Raw genomic sequence first — 22,498 nt, 5'->3', positions numbered from 1 at the left:
TTTGCAAGTATTAAAACAACAACAGGAGAATAGGTGAAAAAGATAACTGCTAATTTATTGGCCATGGGATTTGGGGTGTCCTTAGTTTTCGGTTTATTATTCGGCATAGAGACTTATTTCCGCTTTATGTATAATGATACGGCGAAGTTTTACTATACCTTAAGGCCCAGTATTTTATATCACGCTGCCTGTTTCTTAAGAAGCCCGATGCCGTATAAGAATGCCATGCCTCCGAGGGTTTTCTGCCTTGGCGGCTCAACTACCAATGGCAATAACATGCCTTACGAGTATAGCTACCCCACTCTTTTACAGGACATCTGTTTTAAAGAAAAAAAGCCGGCAAGTATTTATAATTTCGGTATTTCCGGGGTATCAGCGGTAACCACGAATTATTTCATAAAATCTGTTTTACCGCAATACGATCCTAATTGCGTGGTTATCCATGATGGCTATAATGATTTACCGGTTGTGGTCAAAAAAATAAATGACAACCGCTATGAATATCTTGCCCCGAAAGATTACTATCAGGCATTTAACCCCTATCCTGATAACCCAATAGTGCGGTATACTGTTAGCTTTATTAAGATTAACTTTCGCTGCACTTATAGGTTTGTAACCTCTTTTATTAAGGAAAAAATGGGTAAAGGAGGAGATTTATTTTTGGGTTTTGATTACAAGCGGTATAAGCTTAATCAGGGCTCGGTCCAGGATGTTTACATGGAGAACGAAAAAAGGCTTCAAGTTTTCCTGGAGAAAGAGCTGGATTCCATTGATTATTGTTTAAAGCATAATATTAAGGTGATCGTTATCTTGGAGCCCTACATTGTTCCTAATTTTTATTTGAAGCAATTCGGTACGGGATTTCGCGATGAGAATGTCGGAGAAATACTTTCCCAAATGCACAAATACCAGCATGGAATTTACGCGAACATATTACAGCAGAAATATAATGGTAATCCGAATGTCATAGTTCTTGACTTAAGGCAGTTTTTTAAAGACAGTTATAAAACACTTTTCTACGATGAATGCCATTTAAACGGTGACGGAAATCTTATTTTGGCGGCAATAGTTTATCAGGCGATACAGAGGTTGTTTCCAAATGCAAAATAAAAGCGCTATAAATTCTTTTCGCATAGACATTAAGGAAAATAATGGCTATCGCTATACTACTAATCCATCGCTAAGCAGCCGCCTTTCCAATGCCCATTTAAGTGATGCAGCTTTTAAAATGGCTGATTTCGCAGGTAAGCGGGTGCTTGATGTTGGCTGCGGAGACGCAACTTATACTGTTGAATTATGCCAGCGGGGTAAAGCCTTGAGGGTTTATGGTGTGGATCTTGCTTTTGAGGCAATTTCATCGGCACGCGCAAAAAATTCAGATACAAATATAAATTTTGCGCTATGTTCTGTAGATAGGCTCCCATTTAAAGATAATGCGTTTGATATTGTTTATATGCGGGGTATTTTGCACCACATCTGCAATCCCGGACAGGCCTTAAAAGAGGCGCTGCGAGTAGCCTCGGAAGTTATTATCCTTGATCCTAATGGGTATAATCCTTTCTTAAAAATAATTGAGCGTTTCTCCAGTTATCATCGAGCGCATAATGAGAAATCTTACCCGCCATTTGTTATCCGCAGATGGGTCGGGCTATCCGCAGCTAAAATCCTAAAACATGATTACATTGGTTTAGTGCCTTTTTTTTGCCCGGATTGGGCAGCTAATCTATTAAAAAAGATTGAGCCTTTAGTTGAGCGGATATTTATATTAAATCGTTTATGTTGCGCATCTTATTTGTGCCATGTGGAACGCAAAAAATAGTAAAATAGGGGTTTGGGCTTGGGCATTTTTTATTTTTGCCTTTAGCTTTATCCCGCGGTTTCTTTTATTAAGCAAGGGCCCGTTTCATTATGACACTGCGGAGTTTATCTTAGTAATGCAGGATAAACTGGCCTATCCGCACGCGGCAAGTTTTCCTTTTGTGTCTTTCTTTATAATAAGTTTGGGGTTTATCAGGGATGCTTTATTTCCATGGGCCGCCTATCAGGATGTCCTGTTTTTTTCTACCTCTTTTATATCCGCCCTAACAGCTGTAGTAATATACCTGTGTTTTCGTAAGACAATCGCAGACTCTTCTGCTTTATCCTGGGCGTTATTAACAAGTTGCTTTGCGCCGTTTTTCTCGGTAACTACTTATGGCAGGATTGACCATGCGTTAGGGCAGTTGTTTTTAGTGTTTAGTTTGTTTTATTTTCTAAGCAATACTTTTTGGCTATGCGCATTTTTTACCGGATTAGCTATTGCTTCAAGAAATGAAAACATGATTATTTTTGCCGGATTTTTCGCTTATTACGTGAATATTGTTTTCAAGAAAAGGCATGAGGGGTTTTTAAAGCAAATTTTGATTTTTGGCGCCAGGTTTCTGGGGATTATCTTTTTCTCTTTTGCGATAGTTATCCTGTTAGCGCTTTTGGTGCCCAATTGCCGGGCGTATCTTAATGTGTTTTCTTCTGCCATCGGGATAAACGTTCAGTCAGATAGCATGGAGGTGTTTTCTGGCTTTAGTTTGGCAAGATTCAGGCAAGGCTGGCAAGCCTTGTGGCATTGGGCGTATATGGCGGTAATCTGGGCGGTATTGGGAGTTTTTCTTGGCTTCTTGAAAGAAAAAAAAGAAGAGGCGGTTTTATTTTTTGTTGCTTTTGCGGTTTCTTTTATGTTGCTTGTGAATATGCAAACCTTTAGCCCGCGTTATCTTATCCCAGCGTCATTTTTTATGTTTTATTTTTCTTCCCAGGCAATATGCTTTGTCTTCAAGAAGAATATAATCTGCGCCACGGCAATGTTATTTGTTTGCCTGACCATGCTTATGCCGGCAAAGAATATCTTATATTCACGCCACGTTAATAATTACCAAAAAGATTTCGCGCTTTTTGTAGAATCGGCTACCGAACCAGACAGTATTATTATCATACAAGATGAGCATATATTTTTAAAGCTTTACACAAAAAGAAAATATCTTCTTCCGCCGGTAAACTGTGATCAGGCGCAATGGGATGATTTTTTTGGTAAAATAATTGTTTTAAATAGAGCAGGGTATCCGGTGTATCTTACTTCTACGGCCCTGGGCTATGACCCGTGTTTTATCTTAAAAAGCATTCTTCAGGAGCATTTTTATGTCAAGCCTATGGGGATGCGGCGCAATGAGAGTTGGTATGGGAAAGAAGTAGCGCAATATTTCTATAATGAGCATTTATTTAGGATATTGCCTTCTTCTTAAAACGCGATAAAAAAAAGGGGGGGCAATTATGTTGGATTGGAAAATATACGCTGTGGGTTCAGCTTTTTTCGCAGGGCTGACCGCGGTGTTGGCGAAAGTAGGGGTTAAGAACATCTCTTCTAATCTGGCTACTTTTATAAGGACGGTTGTGATTATTTTGTTTTTAGGGGTCTTGATTGGCGTGCGCCGCGAGTGGAGGAATCCTTTATTAATAGACAGGCACAGCATGATATTTCTCATTCTTTCGGCCTTTGCTACGGGTTTATCATGGATTTGTTATTTTCGCGCGCTTCAAACCGGCCCGGCTTCCATTGTTTCCCCAATTGATAAGCTAAGCCTGGTGTTCGCGGTAATTCTTTCTGTTATGTTCTTAGGGGAACGCTTAGGAGCTTATCAATGGGCGGGGGTGGGGTTGATTACCATTGGCACGTTGCTTATTATTTTACGTTAGTTTATTATTGCGCTGTGTTAAATGAATAGGAAAAATATTTTTAAGTTGTGTAAGCAGGAATATTGTCATAAGGCCAGTTCCCTTAAAATGAAAGTTCTAATTAAATTGTAAGAAAGGATTAAAATGAAACAATGGTACGAAGCATTATTCGAGAATTACGCTCGCAAATATGATAACGAGCCTTTTGTTCAGGGCACTGCGGGCGAGTGCGATTTTATTGAACAGGAGATTAGCCGCAATAAATCTTTAAAGATAATCGACATTGGTTGCGGCACCGGCCGCCACGCTATCGAACTGACCAAAAGAGGGTATAAAGTGACAGGCGTTGATCTTTCCGAGTCACAGCTTGCGGGAGCGCGGGAGAAAGCCAAAGCGGCAGGGCTGACAATTAATTTCCAGAAGTATGACGCGCGAGGCCTTCCGTTTGAGGGTGAATTTGATCTAGCCATTATGCTCTGCGAAGGCGGGTTTTCTCTTATGGAAACGGATGAAATGAATTTCGCGATCCTTAAGAGCGCGGCCAGAGCTTTGAACGGTCAGGGGAAGCTTGTTTTCACCGCATTAAACGGATTATTCCCGCTTTTCCATTCGGTCAAGGAATTCTATGAGTTAGCTCAGAAAGAAGGCCAATCTCAGTGCAAGGACTGCTCTTTTGACCTGATGACTTTCCGCGACCATAACACCGCTGTTTTTGAAGACGATTCCGGTAATAAAAAGGAGCTTAAGTGCAACGAGCGTTATTATGTACCCAGTGAGATAACATGGCTTTTAAAGACGCTTGGATTCAAAAAGATCGATATCTTCGGCTCCAAGCTTGGGGCTTATTCAAGAAATGACAAATTGACTACCGAAGATTTTGAAATGCTTGTGGTGGCGGAGAAGTAAATAATAGGGGCGCCTGCCTGTCTGCCGCAGGCAGACCTGTGAATGTATGTGACATTTTAGGCAAAAAGAAGCGAAGGTTATGATAAGTAGTAGAAAGAAATTTAAAAGAAGCGGGAAGTTTTGGGTGTATATGGTGGAGTGTGGGGATGGGACGTTTTATACAGGTTATACGCCTAATTTAGAAAAGCGTATAGAATTACACAACAAGGGTAAAGGCGCCAAATATACGCGCGACAGAAGGCCCGTGAAGCTGGTGTGGAATAAGCAATATAAGCAATTTAAGCCGGCGTTTAAATTAGAGAAGACGATTAAGGAATTTACCAGAAAACAAAAAGAATTATTGGTAGGTGGCATGCGCCTTGATAAGGTGTTGGAGATAAGAAAAAATCATGGAAGAGCAAAGAAGAAGTAGAAATAGGTCCGGGCGCCAAAGTGGTCCGGCTGCAAACGTGCAGGGTAAAGTTTTGCAAACTTTACCCTGCGCAGCGCGGACACGGCAACCAAAAGTTTTTATCAAAACTTTTGGTTGTCAGATGAATCTACGGGATTCCGAGGTGATTTCCGGGATTTTGCAGAAGGCAGGATATACGATAACTGGTTTGGCGGAAGAAGCAAATGTGGTTATTCTTAATACCTGTTCTGTGCGCCAGCACGCCGAGGAGAAGGTGTGGAGTGAAATTGGGAGGATCACAAAACTAAAAAGTAAAAAGGAAAAAGGAAAAAGTGAGAAAAATAAACCTATAATAGGGCTTGTTGGATGTATGGCGCAGAATTATAAAGAAGCGGTGTTTGAGAGGTCGCCGGAGGTGGATTTTGTGGTCGGGCCGGCGGATATCGCAAAAATCCCAGAAATAATCAGTCAGCTGTCAGCTGTCAGCTGTCAGCCTTCAGCTAAAGGCGAAAAACTAAAAGCAAAAAGCTTTTTTGAAAGCAAGATTTGGGAGACAGACGGCGAAAACAGGCCGGAGCAGATTTATCATACCGGATTTTTTGAAGATAAAAATCATGCCTTTATTGTTATTTCCGAAGGCTGTTCTAACTTTTGCTCATACTGTGTCGTGCCTTATACTCGCAAAGCACTACGCCACAGAAGAAAAGAAGATATCTTGCAAGAAATAAACGAGGCGGTTGCCCTAGGAATCACAAGCGTTACCTTGCTGGGGCAGAACGTAAACTCTTACAAATCCCAAATCTCAGATTCCAAATCCCAAATTCCAAATAAAGATATAGAAATCAGTTTTGTGGATTTATTAAAAACAGTCAATGCGGTTAAAGGCTTAAAGGAGTTTGGTTTTATTACTTCTCACCCTAAAGATACAAGTATTGAGCTTTTTAAGGCGATGGCAGAATGCGGCAAACTTAAGAAATATCTGCATCTTCCGGTGCAATCAGGCTCTGACCGGATTTTAAAGTTAATGAACCGCCAATATACCAGAAGATTCTATTTGGATTTAGCGGCGCAATATCGTAAAATAGTTCCTAATGGGGCCCTGACTACGGATATTATTGTAGGATTTCCGGGTGAGACAGAAAAAGATTTTCAAGATACTTACGATTTAATAAAAGAAGTTGAATTTAACGCCGGTTTTATCTTTAAGTATTCGCCCCGGCCGCATACGCAAGCCGCGAATATGCCGGATGATGTGCCAAAAGCGGAAAAAGAAAGAAGGCACGGTTTAATATTGGAGCTACAGAAGAAAATATCAGTTAAGCTTAAAGCGCAAAACGAAAAACGTAAAGCTAAAGTTTAAAAGTTAAAATGTAAACATGAAAAGACAAAGAGAAAAAGCGGTTAAATTTTTAATTTTAAGTTTTGGTTTTACATTTTTCGCTTTGAGTTTTTCGTTTGTATCACGCGTTTATGCTTTGGATTTAGAGAAGATCAAGGTTGATATCTTAAGGCATGATTATAAGGCGGCTATCATAGAGGGGGAGATCCTGCTGGGGGATACCAAACATGATGAAAAGGGCATGGATGAGTTATATTATCTTTTAGGGATTAGTTATCTTAAAGACGCAAATTATCTGCGCGCGTCAGATATTTTCGAGATAGTGATCAATGAATTTCAGGACAGCAAATTCAAAACTAAGGCTAAAATAGGATTAGGGGATACGTTTTTCTTGAGAGAGGACTATACCAAGGCGCAGGGTATCTACGAGGGCACTATTACAGATAGCGAGTTTTCGGTAGTGTTGGACCAGATTTATTACCGTTTAAGCCAATGCGCGTTAAAAAAAGGCGATACTGTTAAATCGCAGAATTATTTAGCTAAATTAAAGGACCCCAGTTTCAGTTGTTTTCAGCTTAAGCCCGAAGAAGTCTGCCCCAAAGAATTCTATTGTGTCCAAGTGGGCGCATTTAGTGAGAAAAATAACGCTTTAGAGCTAAAGGATAGGTTATATAATCAGGGGTTTGATTCCTATCTTGTTCAGTCAGAGAATTCCGGCAAGCCGGTTTATAAAGTGCGCGTGGGCAAGTTGAATTCGCTGCAAGAAGCCCAAGTCGTAGAGAAAAAACTATCTGGCCAGGGTTTACCTACCAAAATTTTCCCATAGTAGATGTTTATGCCAAAATCTTTTGGTTTTAGTATGAGAGGAATGCTTTGCTGAAAAAAAGAATTATTTTTATTGTTGGGCCTACAGCTTCGGGTAAAAGCGCGGTCGCTTATTGCCTGGCAAAGAAAATAAACGGCGAGATTGTCTGTTGTGATTCCATGCAAGTCTACCAGGGAATGAATATTTTGAATTCTGCTCCTGAAGATAAATTTAAGAGGCAAGTCAAGCATCATTTATTTGAACAAGTTCCGGTAACTTGTGAATATGATGTTTCGCGGTACCGTAAACAAGCCAATGCGGCAATAATTGATATTTTTTCGCGCGGAAAAACCCCGATTCTTGTTGGCGGCACAGGGCTTTATATGTCTATTTTGCTGGACGGCATTTTTGAAGTTAAAATTCCAGAGCAGGAAAAAATCCGTTCCCGGCTATATAAGCTTTCCCAAGACAAGGGCAAAGAATATTTGTATCAGATATTGCTAAAAACCGATAAAGAGGCGGCAGCTAAGATCCATCCCCATGACCTGAAGCGGGTTATACGGGCACTGGAAGTTTTTCTGGGTACGGGCAAGAAAATATCTTTTTTGCAGAAACAAAGAAGCGGCTTGGCGGATAGTTATGATATTAAAGCCTTTTGTCTTAATATGGACAGGAAAGATTTGTATTCTCGCATTGATAAGCGGGTAAATAAAATGCAAAAGTCGGGATTATTAAAAGAAGTGAAGGATTTATTAAAGAAGAAAACAAGCCGAACCGCCAGCTTTGCCATAGGAATCTCTGAAATTGGTTCTTACTTAAAGGATGAGTGTTTATTGGAAGAAGCTTTAGAGCGGATTAAGCATAATACCCGTTTATATGCTAAGCGCCAGCTGACTTGGTTTAGAAAAGATAAGCGTTTATGTTGGATAGAAATCAAGGCAAAGGATAAGCCGTCCGCTATCTCTAAGCTTATTGCCAACAGATTGGAAAGTTAGGGTAATGAAAGAAAGAGCATTGTTAATCGTAGTAAAAGAATATGATGATGAATCTGGCTGGGCGCTTGAGGATATGGCGCTTGAGTTAGAAGAGCTTGCGGATACAGCTTCCGCAGAGCCGGTAGATACGATCCCCTGCATGCTAAAACAAATCACCCCCAATCTATATATAGGTAAGGGCAAAGCCGAAGAATTGAAAGCTTTGGCATCTGAATATGACGTTCAGACGGTAATTTTTAATGTGGATTTGTCCGGCACCCAACAGCGCAATCTTGAAGAGGTGTTGGACAAGAAAGTAATTGACCGCACCCAGCTTATCTTGGATATTTTTGCCAGGCATGCCAAGAGCATGGAAGGAAAAACGCAAGTGGAGTTGGCGCAATTGGAATATCTTCTGCCGCGGCTTGTGGGCAGTGACCCCTGGTTGTCGCGGCTGGGTGCAGGCATTGGTACGCGCGGCCCCGGTGAACAGAAGCTTGAAACAGACCGAAGATGCGTGCGCGCAAGAATTGATAAACTAAAGGAGCAGCTGGCGCGATTGTCTTTGCATCGGCAAGTTGCGCGCAAGAAAAGAAAAGAAAATGACATTCCGGTTGTGGCGATTGTGGGTTATACTAATGCCGGTAAATCAACGCTTCTTAATACTTTAACTTTTGCCGGGCAGAAGGTCCAGAACAGCCTTTTTACAACCCTTGATCCTTTATCGCGCAACCTCTCCCTTTTGAATAAAGAGCAGATAATTATTTCAGATACCGTGGGTTTTCTTTATAATCTGCCGCATCATTTAATCCAGGCATTTCATGGCACCTTGGAAGAGGCCATTGAGGCGGACTTGCTTTTGCACGTTTTGGACGCAAGCCATCACAAAAGCGAACAATTGTATCTGGCGGTATTAGATGTTTTGAAGCAATTGGAATTAGAAGACAAGAAAACTATCACCGTATTAAACAAAATTGACCTTGTGCCTGATCAGCAGTATTTAGATAATCTGTTGAGCACTTATGCGGATTCTGTGGCAATTTCTGCTTTGACGAGTAAGAATATAGATAAATTATTAGAAAAAATCACCCAGGTGTTTAGCGCAAGGATGGTGAAGTTAGATTTAACCCTTGCGCAGGGGAGAATGGATTTGGTGAATATGATTTACAAAATGGGCAAGGTTGAACAGATTAAATACCTTAATAAAAGCGTAGAGATCAAGCTGGTTACGACTAAAGTATTAGCAGATAAGCTGTTGTTGGATAAGAAGATGGGGATAACTGTTAGAATATCTAACAAAAATAATTAATTTTGCTTGACAGAATAGTTGGGTTGTGCTATTCTCTTATTGTAAATAAACTAGAAAGCACTTTGCAGAGCAAAGTGTTATTTCGGAGTAAACCCCATAGGCACGCCGAAATCAGGAGAATTTCATGCCTTTGTTTGATATTCAGATAAGCCCGGATGAACCAGTTTATGTAATAAGCATTGTGAGCAAATTGGTGGATTTACCGGTATGGACTTTAAGGCAGTTGGATAAGGCAGGAGTGGTTAAGCCCAAAAGAGTAGGTAAGAAAAGCAGGCTTTATTCTTTAAAGGATATGCGCCGATTAGAGTACGTGCATTATCTCATGGAGGAGAAAAAAGTGAATATCCACGGAATAAAAATTATTTTGGAAAAAGAAGTTTAGGGTAAATTTTTTTTATTTTTATGTTAGCACTCAATATATCAGAGTGCTAATGGTGAAAGGAGAATTTAAGATGGGCCAGGAGGATTTTAGAATTGAACAAGAGCAGAACTCCCAAGAAGGATCAAGCGCCCTGGAAAAGTATGGGCAGGATATTACCGCGCTTGCCCGGCAGATGAAACTTGATCCGGTAATTGGCAGGGATTCTCAAATAAGGCGGTTAATGCAGGTTCTTTCCCGCCGGACAAAAAATAATCCGGTTTTAATCGGAGAGGCGGGAGTGGGCAAAACCGCGGTAGTTGAAGGTTTAGCCCAGAGGATCGTTTCTAATGATGTCCCGGAGGGTTTAAAAAACAAGAGGATTGTTTCTTTGGATCTGGGAAGCCTTATTGCCGGAGCAAAATTCCGCGGCGAATTTGAAGACAGGCTCAAGGCAGTTTTAAAAGAAATACAGGAAAAGGACAAGGAAATAATTCTTTTTATTGACGAACTGCATACTATTGTGGGAGCAGGTGCGGCAGAAGGGGCCATTGACGCTTCTAATATGCTAAAGCCCATGCTTGCCCGGGGGCAGTTACGTTGTATCGGAGCGACTACTCTTGATGAATACAGGCAGTATATTGAAAAAGACCGCGCGCTTGAGCGCAGGTTCCAGACGGTATTCCTGGAAGAGCCAAGTGTCCACGATACAATTGCGATTTTACGCGGGCTTAAAGAGAAATATGAGGTGCATCATGGGGTGCGCATTAAAGATTCGGCATTAATTGCTGCGGCTAAGTTGTCAGCGCGCTACATTAATCAGCGGCATTTGCCGGATAAAGCTGTGGATCTGATTGATGAAGCCGCCAGCCGCCTGCGTATTGAAATAGACAGTATGCCTGCGCAGGTGGATAACCTGCAGAGAAAAATCCTGCAGCTTGAAATCCAGAGGCAGGCCTTGAAAAAAGAAATAGAAAAGGATTCGCAGGACCGATTGAATAAAATTGAGCAGGATTTGTCAATTTTAAAGATAGAGCTTGAGGAAAAGAAAAAAAGATGGGAAAAGGAAAAGGCGGTGATTGTCAGTATCCAGAATATTAAAGAGAAAATCGAACAATTAAAGAATCAGGCTCATTCTGCTGAAAAAACCGGGGACTTGGAAAAGGCCGCGCGGATTAAATATGGAGAGTTGGTGGATCTGGGCGCACAGTTAAATAAGAAAAACGATGAATTAGAAAAGATTTCCGAGGGCAGCCCTATGTTAAGGCAAGAGGTTGATGACGATGATATTGCTAATGTGGTTTCTGAGTCAACTGGTATCGCTCTTGCCAAACTTAAGGAGCAAGACGCAGAGAAATTGCTCAAAATGGAACAGCGCCTTAAATCCAGCGTTATCGGCCAGGATCAGGCAGTAGAAACTATTGCCGCGGCTATCCGGCGTTCGCAAAGCGGTTTAGCGGATGAGCGCAGGCCCATAGGCTCTTTTATTTTCTTAGGGCCCACAGGCGTAGGCAAAACAAAGCTGGCGCAGGAGTTGGCAGGATTTTTATTTGACGATAATGACGCGCTTATCCGTATAGATATGTCTGAATATATGGAAAAACACAGCGTGTCGCGGCTTATCGGAGCTCCTCCCGGGTATGTAGGCTATGATGAAGGCGGGCAATTGACCGAGAAAATAAGAAGAAGGCCGTATGCGGTGATCCTTCTTGATGAAATTGAAAAGGCGCACCCGGATGTTTTTAATATTCTTTTGCAGGTCTTGGACGACGGCAGGCTTACGGATGGCCATGGGCAGGTAGTTAATTTTAGAAATACCGTAGTTATTATGACCTCTAATATTGGGCAGGATATTATTCAACAGCAGGCCCAGAAAGCCGCAGACAACGCTGTATTTCTAAAAGATAAACTTATGGAAGAGGTGCGCAAATTCTTTCGTCCGGAATTTATCAACCGTTTAGATGATATTGTGGTTTTTAATTCCTTAAGGCAAGCTGAATTGTTAAAGATCGTGGATCTGCAGTTAGAGCCGCTTTATGAAAAGATGTTGAGCCTTGGGATTACTTTAGAGGTTACAAGTAAGGCCAAAGAATTTCTTTTAGAACAAGGGTTTGACATTAATTTTGGCGCCCGGCCGCTGAAGCGCGCGATAAATAGATATATTCAGGATCCCTTGGCCTTAAAGATTTTAGAGCATAAAACTTATTTGGCAAAGAAAATTATCGTGGATGTGCAGGCGGACCAGGGGCTAAAATTTGTAATTCGATAAGGAAGTGCCTATTGACAAAGGGGTGATTTATGTTAGAATTACCCGTTAGCAATCTTAGATAAAGAGTGCTAATTTAAACTATGATGAATAAAAACATAGATTTTGAAAACAGGAAGAAAGCGGTTCTGGCACAGGTGATAAACCTTTATATCAAGAAGGCACAGCCAGTATCTTCGGATGATCTTGCCCGCAATTTTGAGCTTAGTTCCGCTACCATACGCAATATCTTTAAGCAGTTAGAGGACGAAGGTTATTTAACGCATCCCTATACTTCCGGAGGAAGAATCCCTACGGTTAAGGGGTATCGGTATTACGTGGATATACTGATTCAGCAGATGCAGCTTTTAGACGGCGAAAAAGAGCGTATTGGCAACGAATATAAGAAAAAGCTGCAGAAGCTCGAAGATCTGTTAGAGGCGACAACCGATGTCTTAAGCGCTGTTACGCATTACGCCGGCATAGCTTCGGTTATCAACCAAGACAAAAGGCTGTTTTATAAGGGCATAAGCTCTATGCTGGAACAGCCGGAATTTCAGGATGCCGGGCAGATAAGAAATATTGTCCGTTTAATTGAAGATAAGCAACGCTTCTTCAATATAATTAATCGTGATTTTGATGATAAGGTCAAGATTTATATAGGCGATGAACTAGGCTGTCCGGAGGTAGAAAGATGCGCGATTGTTATTTCCAATTATTCGGCCGGCAAGAAGACTTTGGGGAAAATCGCGGTTTTGGGCCCCATGCGCATGGAATATAATCATATTATCCCTGCCTTGGAGTATATTTCAGATTCTTTATCCGATGCCCTAGAGGAGCTAAATGATTATGAGTAATCAGGAAAAGAAAGAGCACAAAGAAGAAAAGAAGCGGGAAATTACCATTCCCGAAGAAGAGTACCTGGCCTTAAAAGAACAAGCCAAGGATTATTCTGACCGGATCTTGCGTTTGCAGGCGGATTTTGAGAATACCCGCAAGCGCATGGACAAAGAAAAGCAGGAATTTGCCAAGTTTGCTAATGAAGGCCTGATCGTGGATTTATTAAACATCCTTGATGACTTGGAGCGCACGGTAGCCACAGAGCAGAAACAGCATCCTGAGGTTACGAATTTTGTCAAAGGCGTAGAAATGATTTTGGCGCATTTGTATGAATTATTGAAAAGCTATGGAGTCAAACCTATTGAAGCAGAAGGAAAAGTTTTTGATCCGCATTTGCATGAAGCGCTTATGCAGGAAGAAAATAAGGATTTGCCGGAGCACACGGTTTTAGAGGAAATGCAGAAGGGCTATTTGATGAATGATAGGGTAATAAGAACTACGAAAGTTAAGGTTTCTAAAAGAAGCAATGAATAGTAGGCTATGTTTTAATTTACTCCGACTCGTAAAATGCATTAAAATTTCAAAGAGCATGAGATTTTAATGCACTCGTCGGATTTTCGCTGGACAAAAACTTTATGTGCTCAAGGAGGGTATTGATATGGCAAAAGTAATCGGTATTGATTTAGGTACTTCGAATTCAGCTGCAGCGGTGATGGAAGGCGGTAGGCCGGTAATTATTCCTTCTGCGGAAGGAGCAGGGGTGGCATCAGGCAAGGCGTTTCCGTCTTATGTGGCTTTTACCAAAGACGGACAGCGCCTTGTCGGCGAGCCAGCGCGTCGTCAAGCGGCAATCAATCCTGAAGGGACTATTCAGGCTGCCAAGCGTAAGATGGGAAGCGACTATCATTTTAAGGCATTTGGCAAAGAGTATTCGCCGCAGCAGATTTCCGCGTTTATCCTGCAGAAAGTAAAACAGGACGCCGAAGCCTATCTGGGCGATAAAGTTGAAGAGGTGGTTATTACTTGCCCGGCTTATTTTGATGATAACCAGCGTACTGCCACTAAAGACGCAGGGGAGATCGCCGGATTGAAAGTCTTGCGCATAATCAATGAACCTACGGCAGCGTGTTTGGCTTATGGCTTGGAAAAATCCCAAAAGGAACAGAAAATAATGGTCTTTGATTTAGGCGGCGGTACCCTTGACGTTACTATTATGGAAATGGCGCAAGGCGTCTTTGAGGTAAAGTCAACATCCGGGGATACGCAGTTGGGCGGAACTGATATGGATAACGTTTTGATTAACCATATCATGGACCAGTTTAAGCGTGAATCCGGAATTGATTTGCGTAATGACAAAATGGCAGTGCAGAGATTACGTGAAGCAGCAGAAAAGGCAAAAGTGGAGCTTTCTTCCACAGTTTCAACTGATATAAATCTGCCGTTTATTACTGCTGATGCCGCGGGGCCTAAGCATTTGACGATGTCTATAACCCGCGCTAAGCTTGAAGACTTGGTATCTCCTATTATTGATCGTTGCAAACATCCTATGGAACAGGCGCTTTCTGATGCCAAGCTTAAGGCTTCTGATGTTGATCGCGTGATTATGGTCGGCGGGCCCACGCGCATGCCTATTGTGCAGAAATTTGTTGAGGATTACATCGGCAAGAAAATTGAGCGCGGGGTTGACCCTATGGAATGCGTGGCAATGGGAGCGGCAATCCAGGCGGCAATTATGAAAGGCGAAGTCAAAGATGTATTATTGCTGGACGTTACTCCGCTATCTTTGGGCATTGAAACATTGGGTGGAGTAAGTACTAAACTTATTGAGAGAAATACTACTGTTCCTACCAGAAAAGGCCAAACATTTTCTACTGCCGCGGACAATCAAACTGCGGTAACTATTAGGGTTTTGCAGGGCGAAAGGCCCATGGCTGATGATAATGTAGAGCTGGGCAGGTTTGATCTGGTAGGTATTCCTCCCGCTCCAAGAGGCGTTCCTCAAATAGAGGTTACTTTTGATATTGACGCCAATGGCATTGTGCATGTTTCAGCCAAGGACCTCGGCACAGGGAAAGAGCAATCTGTGCGCATTACAGCGCCTAAGAAGCTCTCCAAAGAAGAAATTGATAAGATGGTTAAAGACGCGGAGAAATTCGCCGCTGATGATGTTAAGAAAAAGGAACTTGTGGAAGTGACTAACCAGGCGGATAATTTTGTCTATGCCACAGAACGCTCACTTCGCGATTTCGGAGACAAAATAAGCCAGGAGGAAAAAGCGGATATTGAAGCGAAGGCTAATGATGTTAAGAACGCGATCAAAGAAAAGGATGTGCAGCGTATTAAGAAGACCATGGACGATTTAAGCAAGGCTTCGCATAAACTGGCTGAAGAGGTTTATAAGCAGGCTTCGCAGAAGCAGCAGAAGGCGCAAGACGCAGGCCAGAAGTCAGAAGATAGAGGGCCGGCGACAGAGGAACCGAAAAAAGAAGAAAAAAAGGAAGATGTGATTGACGCAGAGTTCAAAGAAGAGGATGATAAAAAGTAAACTAAAAACTAAAAGCGTAAAGCGCAAAACTACAATTTAAAATTTTAAATTTTGGTTTTACGCTTTTCGCTTTAACCTTTACGCTTCTATGTCTACCAAACGTGATTATTACGAGATCCTGGGGATCAAAAAAGGCGCAAGCCTGGATGAGGTAAAGAACGCGTACCGTCAGATGGCCTTGCGCTTTCATCCTGACCGTGTGCCTCAAGAGCAGAAAAAAGAAGCCGAGGAGAAATTTAAAGAGATCTCCGAAGCTTATGCTATTCTTTCTGACGCCAATAAGCGCGCCTTATATGATCAATATGGGCATTCAGGCATTGACCAGAAATACGCTTATGAGGATATCTTTAAGGGCGCGGATTTTAACAGTGTTTTTCAGGGGATGGGTGATTTTGGGGTTGGGGGAGGACTATTTGAGGAAGTCTTTAGTGACCTAGGGTTTGATATTTTTGGCTCCCAAGGCCGGCGCGGCAACCGCAGCCGCAGAGGACGAGATTTAGAGATCGCCGTAAATATAACCCTGGAAGAGGCTTATCAGGGTGTTGAAAAGACGATTAATCTGCCCCGTTACGAAGTATGCGCAGTTTGTTCTGGCACAGGGGCTAAGCCCGGAAGCAAGAAAAATACTTGCTCTAAATGCCGGGGCAGTGGTAGAATAATTGCCTCTAATGGCTTCTTTCAGGTGGCGCAAACCTGTACTGCCTGTTCAGGTGAAGGAAGTGTTATCCAATCTGCCTGTCCGGAATGCAAGGGCCAAGGCAGGGTTAAAGTTACCCGTAAAATAAAAGTCAAGATCCCCGCGGGCGTAGATACGGGGTCTAATCTTAGGATCAGGCAGGAAGGTGAATACGGGACAGCTGGCAGAGGGGATTTGTATGTGGCGATAGAAGTATCTGCCCATCCGTTCTTAGAGCGCCATGGAAACGACCTTATCACAGAAATCAAGGTCAGCCTTGCAAAAGCTGTTTTAGGCGCGCAAGTAGAAGTGCCTACTCTTTCTGGCAAAGTTTCTATGAAGATCCCTGCCGGAACGCAATCCGCAAGCGTATTCAGGCTTAAAGAAAAAGGCATGCCAGACGTGCATACAAGAGAAATCGGCGATCAATTAGTCAAGGTTGACGTGGAAATACCCAGAAATTTAAATCAGGAACAAAGAAAGGCAATGGAAGAATTCGCCCGCGTTTCACCGGAAGGCACCGGCAAAGACAGTTTTACAGATAGGATACGAAAGACTTTTAGATAGGAGTAATTAATGCCTACTTATGAATATGAATGCTTGTCTTGCGCGCATCGTTTTGAGGTTGTCCAGAAGATGACTGAAGCGCCACTCAAGTCTTGCCCTAAATGCAAGAAAAAACTGCGCCGGCTTATCGGAAGCGGTTCAGGGATTATTTTTAAAGGGTCAGGTTTTTATGCCACAGATTACAAAAAGAGCCCTTCCAAGGCGCCTGTCCCGGAAACCTGTCCAAAAAGTAAAGATGGATGCGCTTCTTGTAAGCATCACCAGTAAAATATATGGCAAAAATAAAACCCTTTAGCGCTTTAGTCTATAACCAGAATAAGGTAGCAGATTTATCTCGGGTTACTTGCCCTCCGTATGACGTTATTTCCCAGAAACAGCAGGAATTTTACCATAAACAAAGCCCCTATAATTTAATCCATTTGCTTTTAGGCAAGGATATCCCGGATGATGATAAATACGCGCGCGCGGGAAGGATGTTTCAGGATTGGATAAAGCAGGATATCCTGACCAAAGATGCCAAACCCGCAATATATTTTTATAGCCAGGAATATAATATTCTAGGAGAAAAGAAGACCCGTTTTGGTTTTATCTCGCTTTTAGAGTTAGAGGATAAATCATCCCCCGTATTCAAGCATGAATATACCCGTTGCGAGCCCAAAGAAGACCGCTTTAAATTACTTTCTAAGGTGCATGCCAATTTAAGCCCGATTTTTGCCATATTCCCCGACAAGAAACGAGTTATCCGCCAGGTGTTTTCGTCTTATATAAAGAATTTGCCGTGCTCTATGCAGGTTGTTGACCCTGACAGCGTTAAGCATAAGATCTGGAGAGTGGACGAACCGGAATTATTAAAGAGCATACAATCTAAGATGCAGGACGAAGAAATATTTATTGCCGACGGGCACCATCGTTATGAAGTGGCCTGCCTTTATCGGGAGCACATGCGCAAGAAATTGGGTTCTTTGGACGGGGCCGAAGGGTTTAATTACCTGATGACTTATTTTACTAATACCGACGCGCGGGGGTTAAGTATTCTTCCTATTCATCGCTTTGTCCATCTGCCATCGGGGTTTAACTTTGAGTCCTTTAAAGAGCTTTTAAGAGAAAATTTTGATGTAGAAGAGGTTAAGGATTCTGCGCGTTTTACCTTTCTTATGCAGAAGGCCGCTATGAACGAGCAGGTCATCGGCATGTATATAGACAAGAAATTCTGGCTGTTGAGATTGAAAAATATTAAGATTTTAGATAAGGTAATTGCGGATAAGCCCAAAGAATATAGAAGGCTGGGGGTATGCATATTTAATTACCTTGTTTTAAATAAGGCCTTAGGCATGGATATAGAGGATAAAAGTAAAATAATCTTTCATCACGATGCGCAGGAATTGATGCGCAAGCTTGATAAAGAGCCAGGGGGAATAGTTTTTATTTTAAACCCTGCGAAGATGGAAGAGATCATCAATGTTGCCTTAAGAGGCGAAAGGATGCCTTCAAAATCAACCTATTTTTATCCAAAAGTACTTTCAGGTTTGGTGATCAATAAGTTTTAGGGTTATGAGGTAAATATGGCGCTATTTGGAAAACCAAAGTACACAATTGTGCGAGTGAAGAAGAAAGAGATCCCTGAGGGTCTTTGGACCAAGTGCGAAGAGTGTTCCCAGCCGCTTTACAATAAGACCTTAGAAGAAAATCTTAAAGTCTGCCCCAAATGTAATTTTCATTTTGTTTTAGGCGCTTATGAAAGAGTGAATCTTTTAATCGATAAGCCCACCTTTGAGGAATACGATAAAGATATGCTATCATCTGACCCTTTGGATTTTAAGGGGCCAAAGACATACAAGGAAAAACTCAAGCAGGATCAGGATGCAACCGGATTAAAAGATGCTGCTGTCACAGGGGAAGGGCTTTTGGATAATAGGAAAGTTGTTATCGCGGCAACAGATTCGCGTTTTATTATGGGCTCAATGGGCTCTGTGGTGGGAGAGAAAATAACCCGGGCTATAGAAAGCGCGACCAAAAAGAAGCTTCCAGTTATTATCGTTTCTGGTTCAGGCGGCGGGGCGAGGATGTATGAGGGGATGTTCAGCCTCATGCAGATGGCAAAAACATCGGCTGCTCTTTCCTATCACCATAAAGCCAAATTATTGTTTATATCTGTTTTGACCAACCCTACTATGGCAGGAGTTATGGCTTCTTTTGCCGCCTTGGGGGATATTACGGTTGCTGAACCAAAGGCTTTGATCGGATTTACCGGCCCCAGGGTCATTGAGCAGACTATTCGCCAGAAACTTCCCCCAGGATTTCAACGTTCAGAATTTCTTTTAGAGCACGGCATGATTGATATGATTGTCAACCGTAAGGATATGAAACAGTCATTAAGCCGTCTGCTTGAATATTTTTGTTAATAATGAGGATGAAATGGCGCAGGTAAGCTTAAATAATATATCCAAAATCTATCCCAACGGCACCAGGGCCGTTGAGCGGATAAACTTAAGTATAGAGAATAAAGAGTTTATGATTATAGTGGGGCCTTCCGGCTGCGGCAAATCCACTACCTTAAGGATGATCGCCGGCCTGGAAGAAATAAGCGAAGGCAGTATTTATATCGGCGATAAAATGGTCAACGATGTGCCGGCAAAAGACCGGGATATCGCTATGGTTTTTCAGAATTACGCCCTTTATCCTCATATGACTGTTTTTGAGAATATGGCGTTTGGGCTGAAGTTAAGGCATTATCCCAAGCAGGAGATTATCCAGCGCGTAAATGATGCCGCGCAGATATTGGGCTTAAAACATCTTTTGGGCCGTAAGCCGCGCGAGCTTTCAGGCGGAGAGCGTCAACGTGTAGCTGTAGGCAGGGCGATTGTCAGAAAGCCGCTTGTTTTTCTTTTTGATGAACCCTTAAGCAACCTTGACGCGAAGCTTCGCGTTAATATGCGCACCGAAATACATAAATTGCATATTCGTTTACAGACTACGATTATTTACGTTACCCATGATCAGATTGAGGCCATGACTATGGGGGATAGGATCGCGGTTATGAAAGAAGGAGTGATCCAGCAGGTGGCTGATCCGATCACCATTTATGACCAGCCGAAAAATAAGTTCGTGGCAGGTTTTATCGGCTCCCCGCCAATGAATTTCATCAACGGAAAGATTATTAAGAAAGATGGAAAATTTTATTTTGACGAGGGGATTATTAAAGTCAAGATAGTGGAAGATATGTATAGTAGGATTATTGCTTACAGCGGAAAAGAGGTTGTGTTAGGAATAAGATCCGAAGATATCTATGACAAGCTTTTTGTTTCAGAGGCGCCTGCGGAGAATATTGTTAGGGTTACTTGTGAGGTAGTTGAGCCTATGGGCTCGGAAGTGTATTTGCACCTTAATACCGGAAAGCATACCTTTATCGCCCGGGTCGCCTCCCACAATCGGCCGCGGGTAAATCAGGACATAGATGTTGTTTTTGACATGAGCAAGGTGCATTTTTTTGCCAAAGACACCGAAGAGGCTATAGCCTAATCTTTTCTTGATTCTTTGCTAATCTTAGTGTTAAAATAAATCGTGCCCAAGAATAATAGCGCAGGTTTCTATAATTACCTTTTGCCGTTTGCCTATATCGGAATTCCGCTTGTTCTTTTCTCTCCGCTTAACAGCTCCTCTTTAAAAATCATATTTTTGTTTTACTTTATTATCGGCTTGATAGGCTATCTTTCCTTTATGGCCTACTTAAGCAATAAAGATAACTTTAAGCTTGCCATAAGCCGCAGCGAAGAAAAAATCAACCTTATTACCGCGCAAAACCGCCATTATCAGGCAATACGTTCTTCTCTAAAAGAAAAAATAGGCCGTTACAACCAGCTTAAAGAGATAGTGCAGGATATCAACCAGAGCCTGGATTTGGAAACCACTGCTAACTGTTTGACGGAAATCGCCTTTCATTTAATAGGAAATAGCAGGGGCAGCTGCATACTGTATCTTATAGATCAGAAGACGCAGAATCTGGCTATTTTCAAAACCAAGAAAGAAGACCGGCATCTGGTGATCAAGCAGAAACAGGGTGACATCTTTGATATTTGGGTATTAAGGCATATGACGCCTCTTTTGATTGGAGACGTTAAAAGTGATTTTCGTTTTGATGTTGAGGCGATAGAAAGCGAGAGGACAAGGGGTATATCTTCAGTTATCATCGCGCCGCTTATCGCCAATAACAGGTTTATAGGCGCGTTAAGGTTAGAAAGCTCCCAGCAGTCCTGTTTTTCACAAGATGATTTAAGATTTCTGGTTACTCTATCAGAGTTGGGGGCGGTAGCCTTAGAAAATAGCGAGTTGTTTGAGCATACTGAAGAGCTGGCTTTGCGTGATGGTTTAACGCAGCTTTACACCAAAGGGCATTTCTTGCAGTGTTTAAAAGAGGAATATGCCCGCTGTTTGGCTAAAAAACATGCCCTTTCGGTTATAATGCTTGATATAGATTATTTTAAGTCTTATAACGATAAATTTGGCCATACTGCCGGCGATATAGTTTTAAGAGAGCTGTCCAGATGCATTTTAGGGGTCTTAAAGGGCCATGACGCAGTGGCAAGCCGTTTTGGCGGAGAAGAGTTTTGTATTTTTATCCCTACTATGTCAAAACCGGAAGTTAAGCAGATAGCTGAGAAAATGCGCAAAGAAGTTGAGCAGATACAGATTGAGCTGCGCCGCAAAAAAACCAGTGTTACTGTTTCAATAGGGGCTGCGTGTTTTCCTGATGACGCTTCTAACGAAGAAGAGTTGATGTTGAAGGCGGACATGATGCTGTATAAGGCCAAAGATAAAGGCAGAAACAGGGTGGTTTGTTTATGAAAATAGCCGTACTTATATCGCTTATTTTATATTGTTTTTTCTATTTGAGGTTTTGGTTCAGGGAAAGATTATTCAAATTTTCTCTAAGCTCTAAGCAGATGCAGCAGCATTATCATGATCTATACGCTCAAAATAAAGAGCTTGAAGCGCAGGTCGCCTTGATAGAGAGGGATGCCTCTGATACCATGGAACTTTATACCATCACCAAAGAAATCAGTAAATATCTTGATGAGGATAAGCTTTTTATGGTCTTTCGCGAAGAGATTGAGCGCCACATAGATTTTCAGGACTGCAGGTTTGTCCGGCAGACGGCTAATCTAAAAGATGTCCTGGGGTATGAAGTTATCCCTTTTATCCTGCAAAAAGGCTCGCCTGCCGCAGGATATTTGCTGATCAAGGGTTTGTCTGAAAAAGACCGCGAGAAGTTTGATATATTAACGCATCAGTTCATGCTTGTTTTAAAACGCGCGTTTTTATACCTTAAGGTGCAGGAGTTGTCTATTGTTGATAGCCTAACCGGTATTTTTAACCGGCGTTATTATCTGGAAAGGTTTGCTCAAGAGTTGGAACGTTCATTAAGGTTTGGTTTGACATTCGCAATACTGATGATCGATGTGGACCACTTCAAGAATTGCAATGACCGTTACGGGCATTTGGTTGGGGATCAGATATTGCGGCATATCTGCAATTCCATAAAGGAGAACAGCCGTCAGGTTGATCTTTTGGGCCGTTTTGGCGGAGAGGAATTTATCCTGCTTCTTCCCCAAACCAAGATGGAAGAAGCCATCTTTGTGGCTGAACGTATAAGGCAGGCAATTGAACAGGGCATGGTTAAGGCCTATGATGAGACGCTAAAAGCCACCATAAGCATTGGTTTGTCTTTCTTCCCGGATCACGGCCGGACGCAGGAGGAACTAATTGATAAGGCGGATCAGGCGCTTTACAAAGCCAAACAGTCTGGGCGTAACCGAATATATGTTTGTCAGGGTTAATCAG

Annotated in this window: 22 protein-coding genes; all 22 read left to right on the top strand. The window is 42.2% G+C overall.

Features of this window, described 5'->3' with window-relative positions; all coding sequences use genetic code 11:
- The first annotated feature begins 33 nt into the window (after positions 1–33).
- The 22 genes from MUF05_03680 to MUF05_03575 all read left to right on the top strand — a co-directional run bounded on the left by MUF05_03680 (position 34) and on the right by MUF05_03575 (position 22,494).
- Positions 34–1,110 carry a hypothetical protein gene (locus MUF05_03680; GenBank protein ID MCU0666179.1) on the top strand — a complete coding sequence of 359 codons (1,077 nt, stop codon included), beginning with the start codon at positions 34–36 and terminating at the stop codon, positions 1,108–1,110.
- Positions 1,100–1,819, top strand: coding sequence for a class I SAM-dependent methyltransferase (locus MUF05_03675; protein MCU0666178.1), 720 nt, complete (start codon positions 1,100–1,102; stop codon positions 1,817–1,819). Before MUF05_03680 ends, MUF05_03675 begins: the two co-directional genes overlap by 11 nt.
- Positions 1,800–3,275 (top strand): hypothetical protein, encoded by a 1,476-nt coding sequence (locus MUF05_03670; protein MCU0666177.1) that lies wholly within the window; start codon positions 1,800–1,802, stop codon positions 3,273–3,275. Before MUF05_03675 ends, MUF05_03670 begins: the two co-directional genes overlap by 20 nt.
- Before the next feature lie 28 nt (positions 3,276–3,303).
- Positions 3,304–3,726 carry an EamA family transporter gene (locus tag MUF05_03665; protein ID MCU0666176.1) on the top strand — a complete coding sequence of 141 codons (423 nt, stop codon included), beginning with the start codon at positions 3,304–3,306 and terminating at the stop codon, positions 3,724–3,726.
- Positions 3,727–3,849: 123 nt separating this feature from the next.
- Positions 3,850–4,611, top strand: a complete 762-nt coding sequence (locus MUF05_03660) for a class I SAM-dependent methyltransferase (GenBank protein ID MCU0666175.1) — start codon at positions 3,850–3,852, stop codon at positions 4,609–4,611.
- A gap of 79 nt (positions 4,612–4,690) precedes the next feature.
- The gene (locus MUF05_03655) at positions 4,691–5,023 is read left to right on the top strand and encodes a GIY-YIG nuclease family protein (protein ID MCU0666174.1); all 333 of its coding nucleotides are present in this window, start codon (positions 4,691–4,693) and stop codon (positions 5,021–5,023) included.
- 121 nt (positions 5,024–5,144) lie between these two features.
- Entirely contained in the window at positions 5,145–6,362 is a 1,218-nt protein-coding gene (gene miaB, locus MUF05_03650) for a tRNA (N6-isopentenyl adenosine(37)-C2)-methylthiotransferase MiaB (GenBank protein ID MCU0666173.1), read from the top strand.
- A 16-nt stretch (positions 6,363–6,378) separates the two neighbouring features.
- Complete coding sequence (locus tag MUF05_03645) at positions 6,379–7,167, top strand: SPOR domain-containing protein (protein ID MCU0666172.1); 789 nt, start codon at positions 6,379–6,381, stop codon at positions 7,165–7,167.
- A gap of 47 nt (positions 7,168–7,214) precedes the next feature.
- Complete coding sequence (miaA, locus tag MUF05_03640; GenBank protein MCU0666171.1) at positions 7,215–8,141, top strand: tRNA (adenosine(37)-N6)-dimethylallyltransferase MiaA; 927 nt, start codon at positions 7,215–7,217, stop codon at positions 8,139–8,141.
- A gap of 4 nt (positions 8,142–8,145) precedes the next feature.
- Positions 8,146–9,429 carry a GTPase HflX gene (hflX, locus tag MUF05_03635; GenBank protein ID MCU0666170.1) on the top strand — a complete coding sequence of 428 codons (1,284 nt, stop codon included), beginning with the start codon at positions 8,146–8,148 and terminating at the stop codon, positions 9,427–9,429.
- A gap of 124 nt (positions 9,430–9,553) precedes the next feature.
- Positions 9,554–9,811, top strand: a complete 258-nt coding sequence (locus MUF05_03630; protein MCU0666169.1) for a MerR family transcriptional regulator — start codon at positions 9,554–9,556, stop codon at positions 9,809–9,811.
- A 49-nt stretch (positions 9,812–9,860) separates the two neighbouring features.
- Complete coding sequence (locus MUF05_03625; GenBank protein MCU0666168.1) at positions 9,861–12,056, top strand: AAA family ATPase; 2,196 nt, start codon at positions 9,861–9,863, stop codon at positions 12,054–12,056.
- Positions 12,057–12,136: 80 nt separating this feature from the next.
- The gene (locus MUF05_03620; protein MCU0666167.1) at positions 12,137–12,889 is read left to right on the top strand and encodes an HTH domain-containing protein; all 753 of its coding nucleotides are present in this window, start codon (positions 12,137–12,139) and stop codon (positions 12,887–12,889) included.
- A complete protein-coding gene (grpE, locus tag MUF05_03615) occupies positions 12,882–13,406 on the top strand; it encodes a nucleotide exchange factor GrpE (protein MCU0666166.1) in 525 nt (174 codons plus the stop codon). Before MUF05_03620 ends, grpE begins: the two co-directional genes overlap by 8 nt.
- A gap of 124 nt (positions 13,407–13,530) precedes the next feature.
- Positions 13,531–15,417, top strand: coding sequence for a molecular chaperone DnaK (gene dnaK, locus MUF05_03610; protein ID MCU0666165.1), 1,887 nt, complete (start codon positions 13,531–13,533; stop codon positions 15,415–15,417).
- A gap of 88 nt (positions 15,418–15,505) precedes the next feature.
- Complete coding sequence (gene dnaJ, locus MUF05_03605; protein ID MCU0666164.1) at positions 15,506–16,660, top strand: molecular chaperone DnaJ; 1,155 nt, start codon at positions 15,506–15,508, stop codon at positions 16,658–16,660.
- Positions 16,661–16,669: 9 nt separating this feature from the next.
- Positions 16,670–16,927: a zinc ribbon domain-containing protein gene (locus tag MUF05_03600; protein MCU0666163.1), complete on the top strand. Its 258-nt coding sequence runs from the start codon at positions 16,670–16,672 to the stop codon at positions 16,925–16,927.
- 5 nt (positions 16,928–16,932) lie between these two features.
- Positions 16,933–18,207 (top strand): DUF1015 domain-containing protein, encoded by a 1,275-nt coding sequence (locus MUF05_03595; protein MCU0666162.1) that lies wholly within the window; start codon positions 16,933–16,935, stop codon positions 18,205–18,207.
- A gap of 15 nt (positions 18,208–18,222) precedes the next feature.
- Positions 18,223–19,062: an acetyl-CoA carboxylase, carboxyltransferase subunit beta gene (gene accD, locus MUF05_03590; GenBank protein ID MCU0666161.1), complete on the top strand. Its 840-nt coding sequence runs from the start codon at positions 18,223–18,225 to the stop codon at positions 19,060–19,062.
- A 13-nt stretch (positions 19,063–19,075) separates the two neighbouring features.
- Complete coding sequence (gene ugpC / locus MUF05_03585; GenBank protein MCU0666160.1) at positions 19,076–20,179, top strand: sn-glycerol-3-phosphate ABC transporter ATP-binding protein UgpC; 1,104 nt, start codon at positions 19,076–19,078, stop codon at positions 20,177–20,179.
- 42 nt (positions 20,180–20,221) lie between these two features.
- Complete coding sequence (locus MUF05_03580) at positions 20,222–21,502, top strand: sensor domain-containing diguanylate cyclase (protein ID MCU0666159.1); 1,281 nt, start codon at positions 20,222–20,224, stop codon at positions 21,500–21,502.
- On the top strand, positions 21,499–22,494 hold the full coding sequence (locus MUF05_03575) for a GGDEF domain-containing protein (protein MCU0666158.1): 996 nt from the start codon (positions 21,499–21,501) through the stop codon (positions 22,492–22,494). The genes MUF05_03580 and MUF05_03575 overlap by 4 nt, the downstream gene beginning before the upstream one ends.
- The last annotated feature ends 4 nt before the right edge of the window (positions 22,495–22,498 follow it).

It is taken from the genome of Candidatus Omnitrophota bacterium, from assembly GCA_025453395.1.
In the GTDB taxonomy this organism is placed as follows: Bacteria; Omnitrophota; Gorgyraeia; order Gygaellales; family Profunditerraquicolaceae; genus JAlOQK01.
The sequence above is the reverse complement of the archived record's forward strand: the minus strand, read 5'-3'. Positions and strand labels throughout refer to the sequence as shown.

Coding starts and splice junctions, on each gene's coding strand:
- MUF05_03655 (MCU0666174.1), top strand. CDS start 4,691: ATGATAAGTAGTAGAAAGAAATTTAAAAGAAGCGGGAAGTTTTGGGTG.
- dnaK (MCU0666165.1), top strand. CDS start 13,531: ATGGCAAAAGTAATCGGTATTGATTTAGGTACTTCGAATTCAGCTGCA.
- ugpC (MCU0666160.1), top strand. CDS start 19,076: ATGGCGCAGGTAAGCTTAAATAATATATCCAAAATCTATCCCAACGGC.
- MUF05_03595 (MCU0666162.1), top strand. CDS start 16,933: ATGGCAAAAATAAAACCCTTTAGCGCTTTAGTCTATAACCAGAATAAG.
- MUF05_03600 (MCU0666163.1), top strand. CDS start 16,670: ATGCCTACTTATGAATATGAATGCTTGTCTTGCGCGCATCGTTTTGAG.
- MUF05_03625 (MCU0666168.1), top strand. CDS start 9,861: ATGGTGAAAGGAGAATTTAAGATGGGCCAGGAGGATTTTAGAATTGAA.
- MUF05_03670 (MCU0666177.1), top strand. CDS start 1,800: ATGTGGAACGCAAAAAATAGTAAAATAGGGGTTTGGGCTTGGGCATTT.
- MUF05_03665 (MCU0666176.1), top strand. CDS start 3,304: ATGTTGGATTGGAAAATATACGCTGTGGGTTCAGCTTTTTTCGCAGGG.
- MUF05_03645 (MCU0666172.1), top strand. CDS start 6,379: ATGAAAAGACAAAGAGAAAAAGCGGTTAAATTTTTAATTTTAAGTTTT.
- MUF05_03675 (MCU0666178.1), top strand. CDS start 1,100: ATGCAAAATAAAAGCGCTATAAATTCTTTTCGCATAGACATTAAGGAA.
- MUF05_03575 (MCU0666158.1), top strand. CDS start 21,499: ATGAAAATAGCCGTACTTATATCGCTTATTTTATATTGTTTTTTCTAT.
- hflX (MCU0666170.1), top strand. CDS start 8,146: ATGAAAGAAAGAGCATTGTTAATCGTAGTAAAAGAATATGATGATGAA.
- MUF05_03630 (MCU0666169.1), top strand. CDS start 9,554: ATGCCTTTGTTTGATATTCAGATAAGCCCGGATGAACCAGTTTATGTA.
- accD (MCU0666161.1), top strand. CDS start 18,223: ATGGCGCTATTTGGAAAACCAAAGTACACAATTGTGCGAGTGAAGAAG.
- MUF05_03660 (MCU0666175.1), top strand. CDS start 3,850: ATGAAACAATGGTACGAAGCATTATTCGAGAATTACGCTCGCAAATAT.
- dnaJ (MCU0666164.1), top strand. CDS start 15,506: ATGTCTACCAAACGTGATTATTACGAGATCCTGGGGATCAAAAAAGGC.
- grpE (MCU0666166.1), top strand. CDS start 12,882: ATGAGTAATCAGGAAAAGAAAGAGCACAAAGAAGAAAAGAAGCGGGAA.
- miaB (MCU0666173.1), top strand. CDS start 5,145: ATGAATCTACGGGATTCCGAGGTGATTTCCGGGATTTTGCAGAAGGCA.
- MUF05_03620 (MCU0666167.1), top strand. CDS start 12,137: ATGATGAATAAAAACATAGATTTTGAAAACAGGAAGAAAGCGGTTCTG.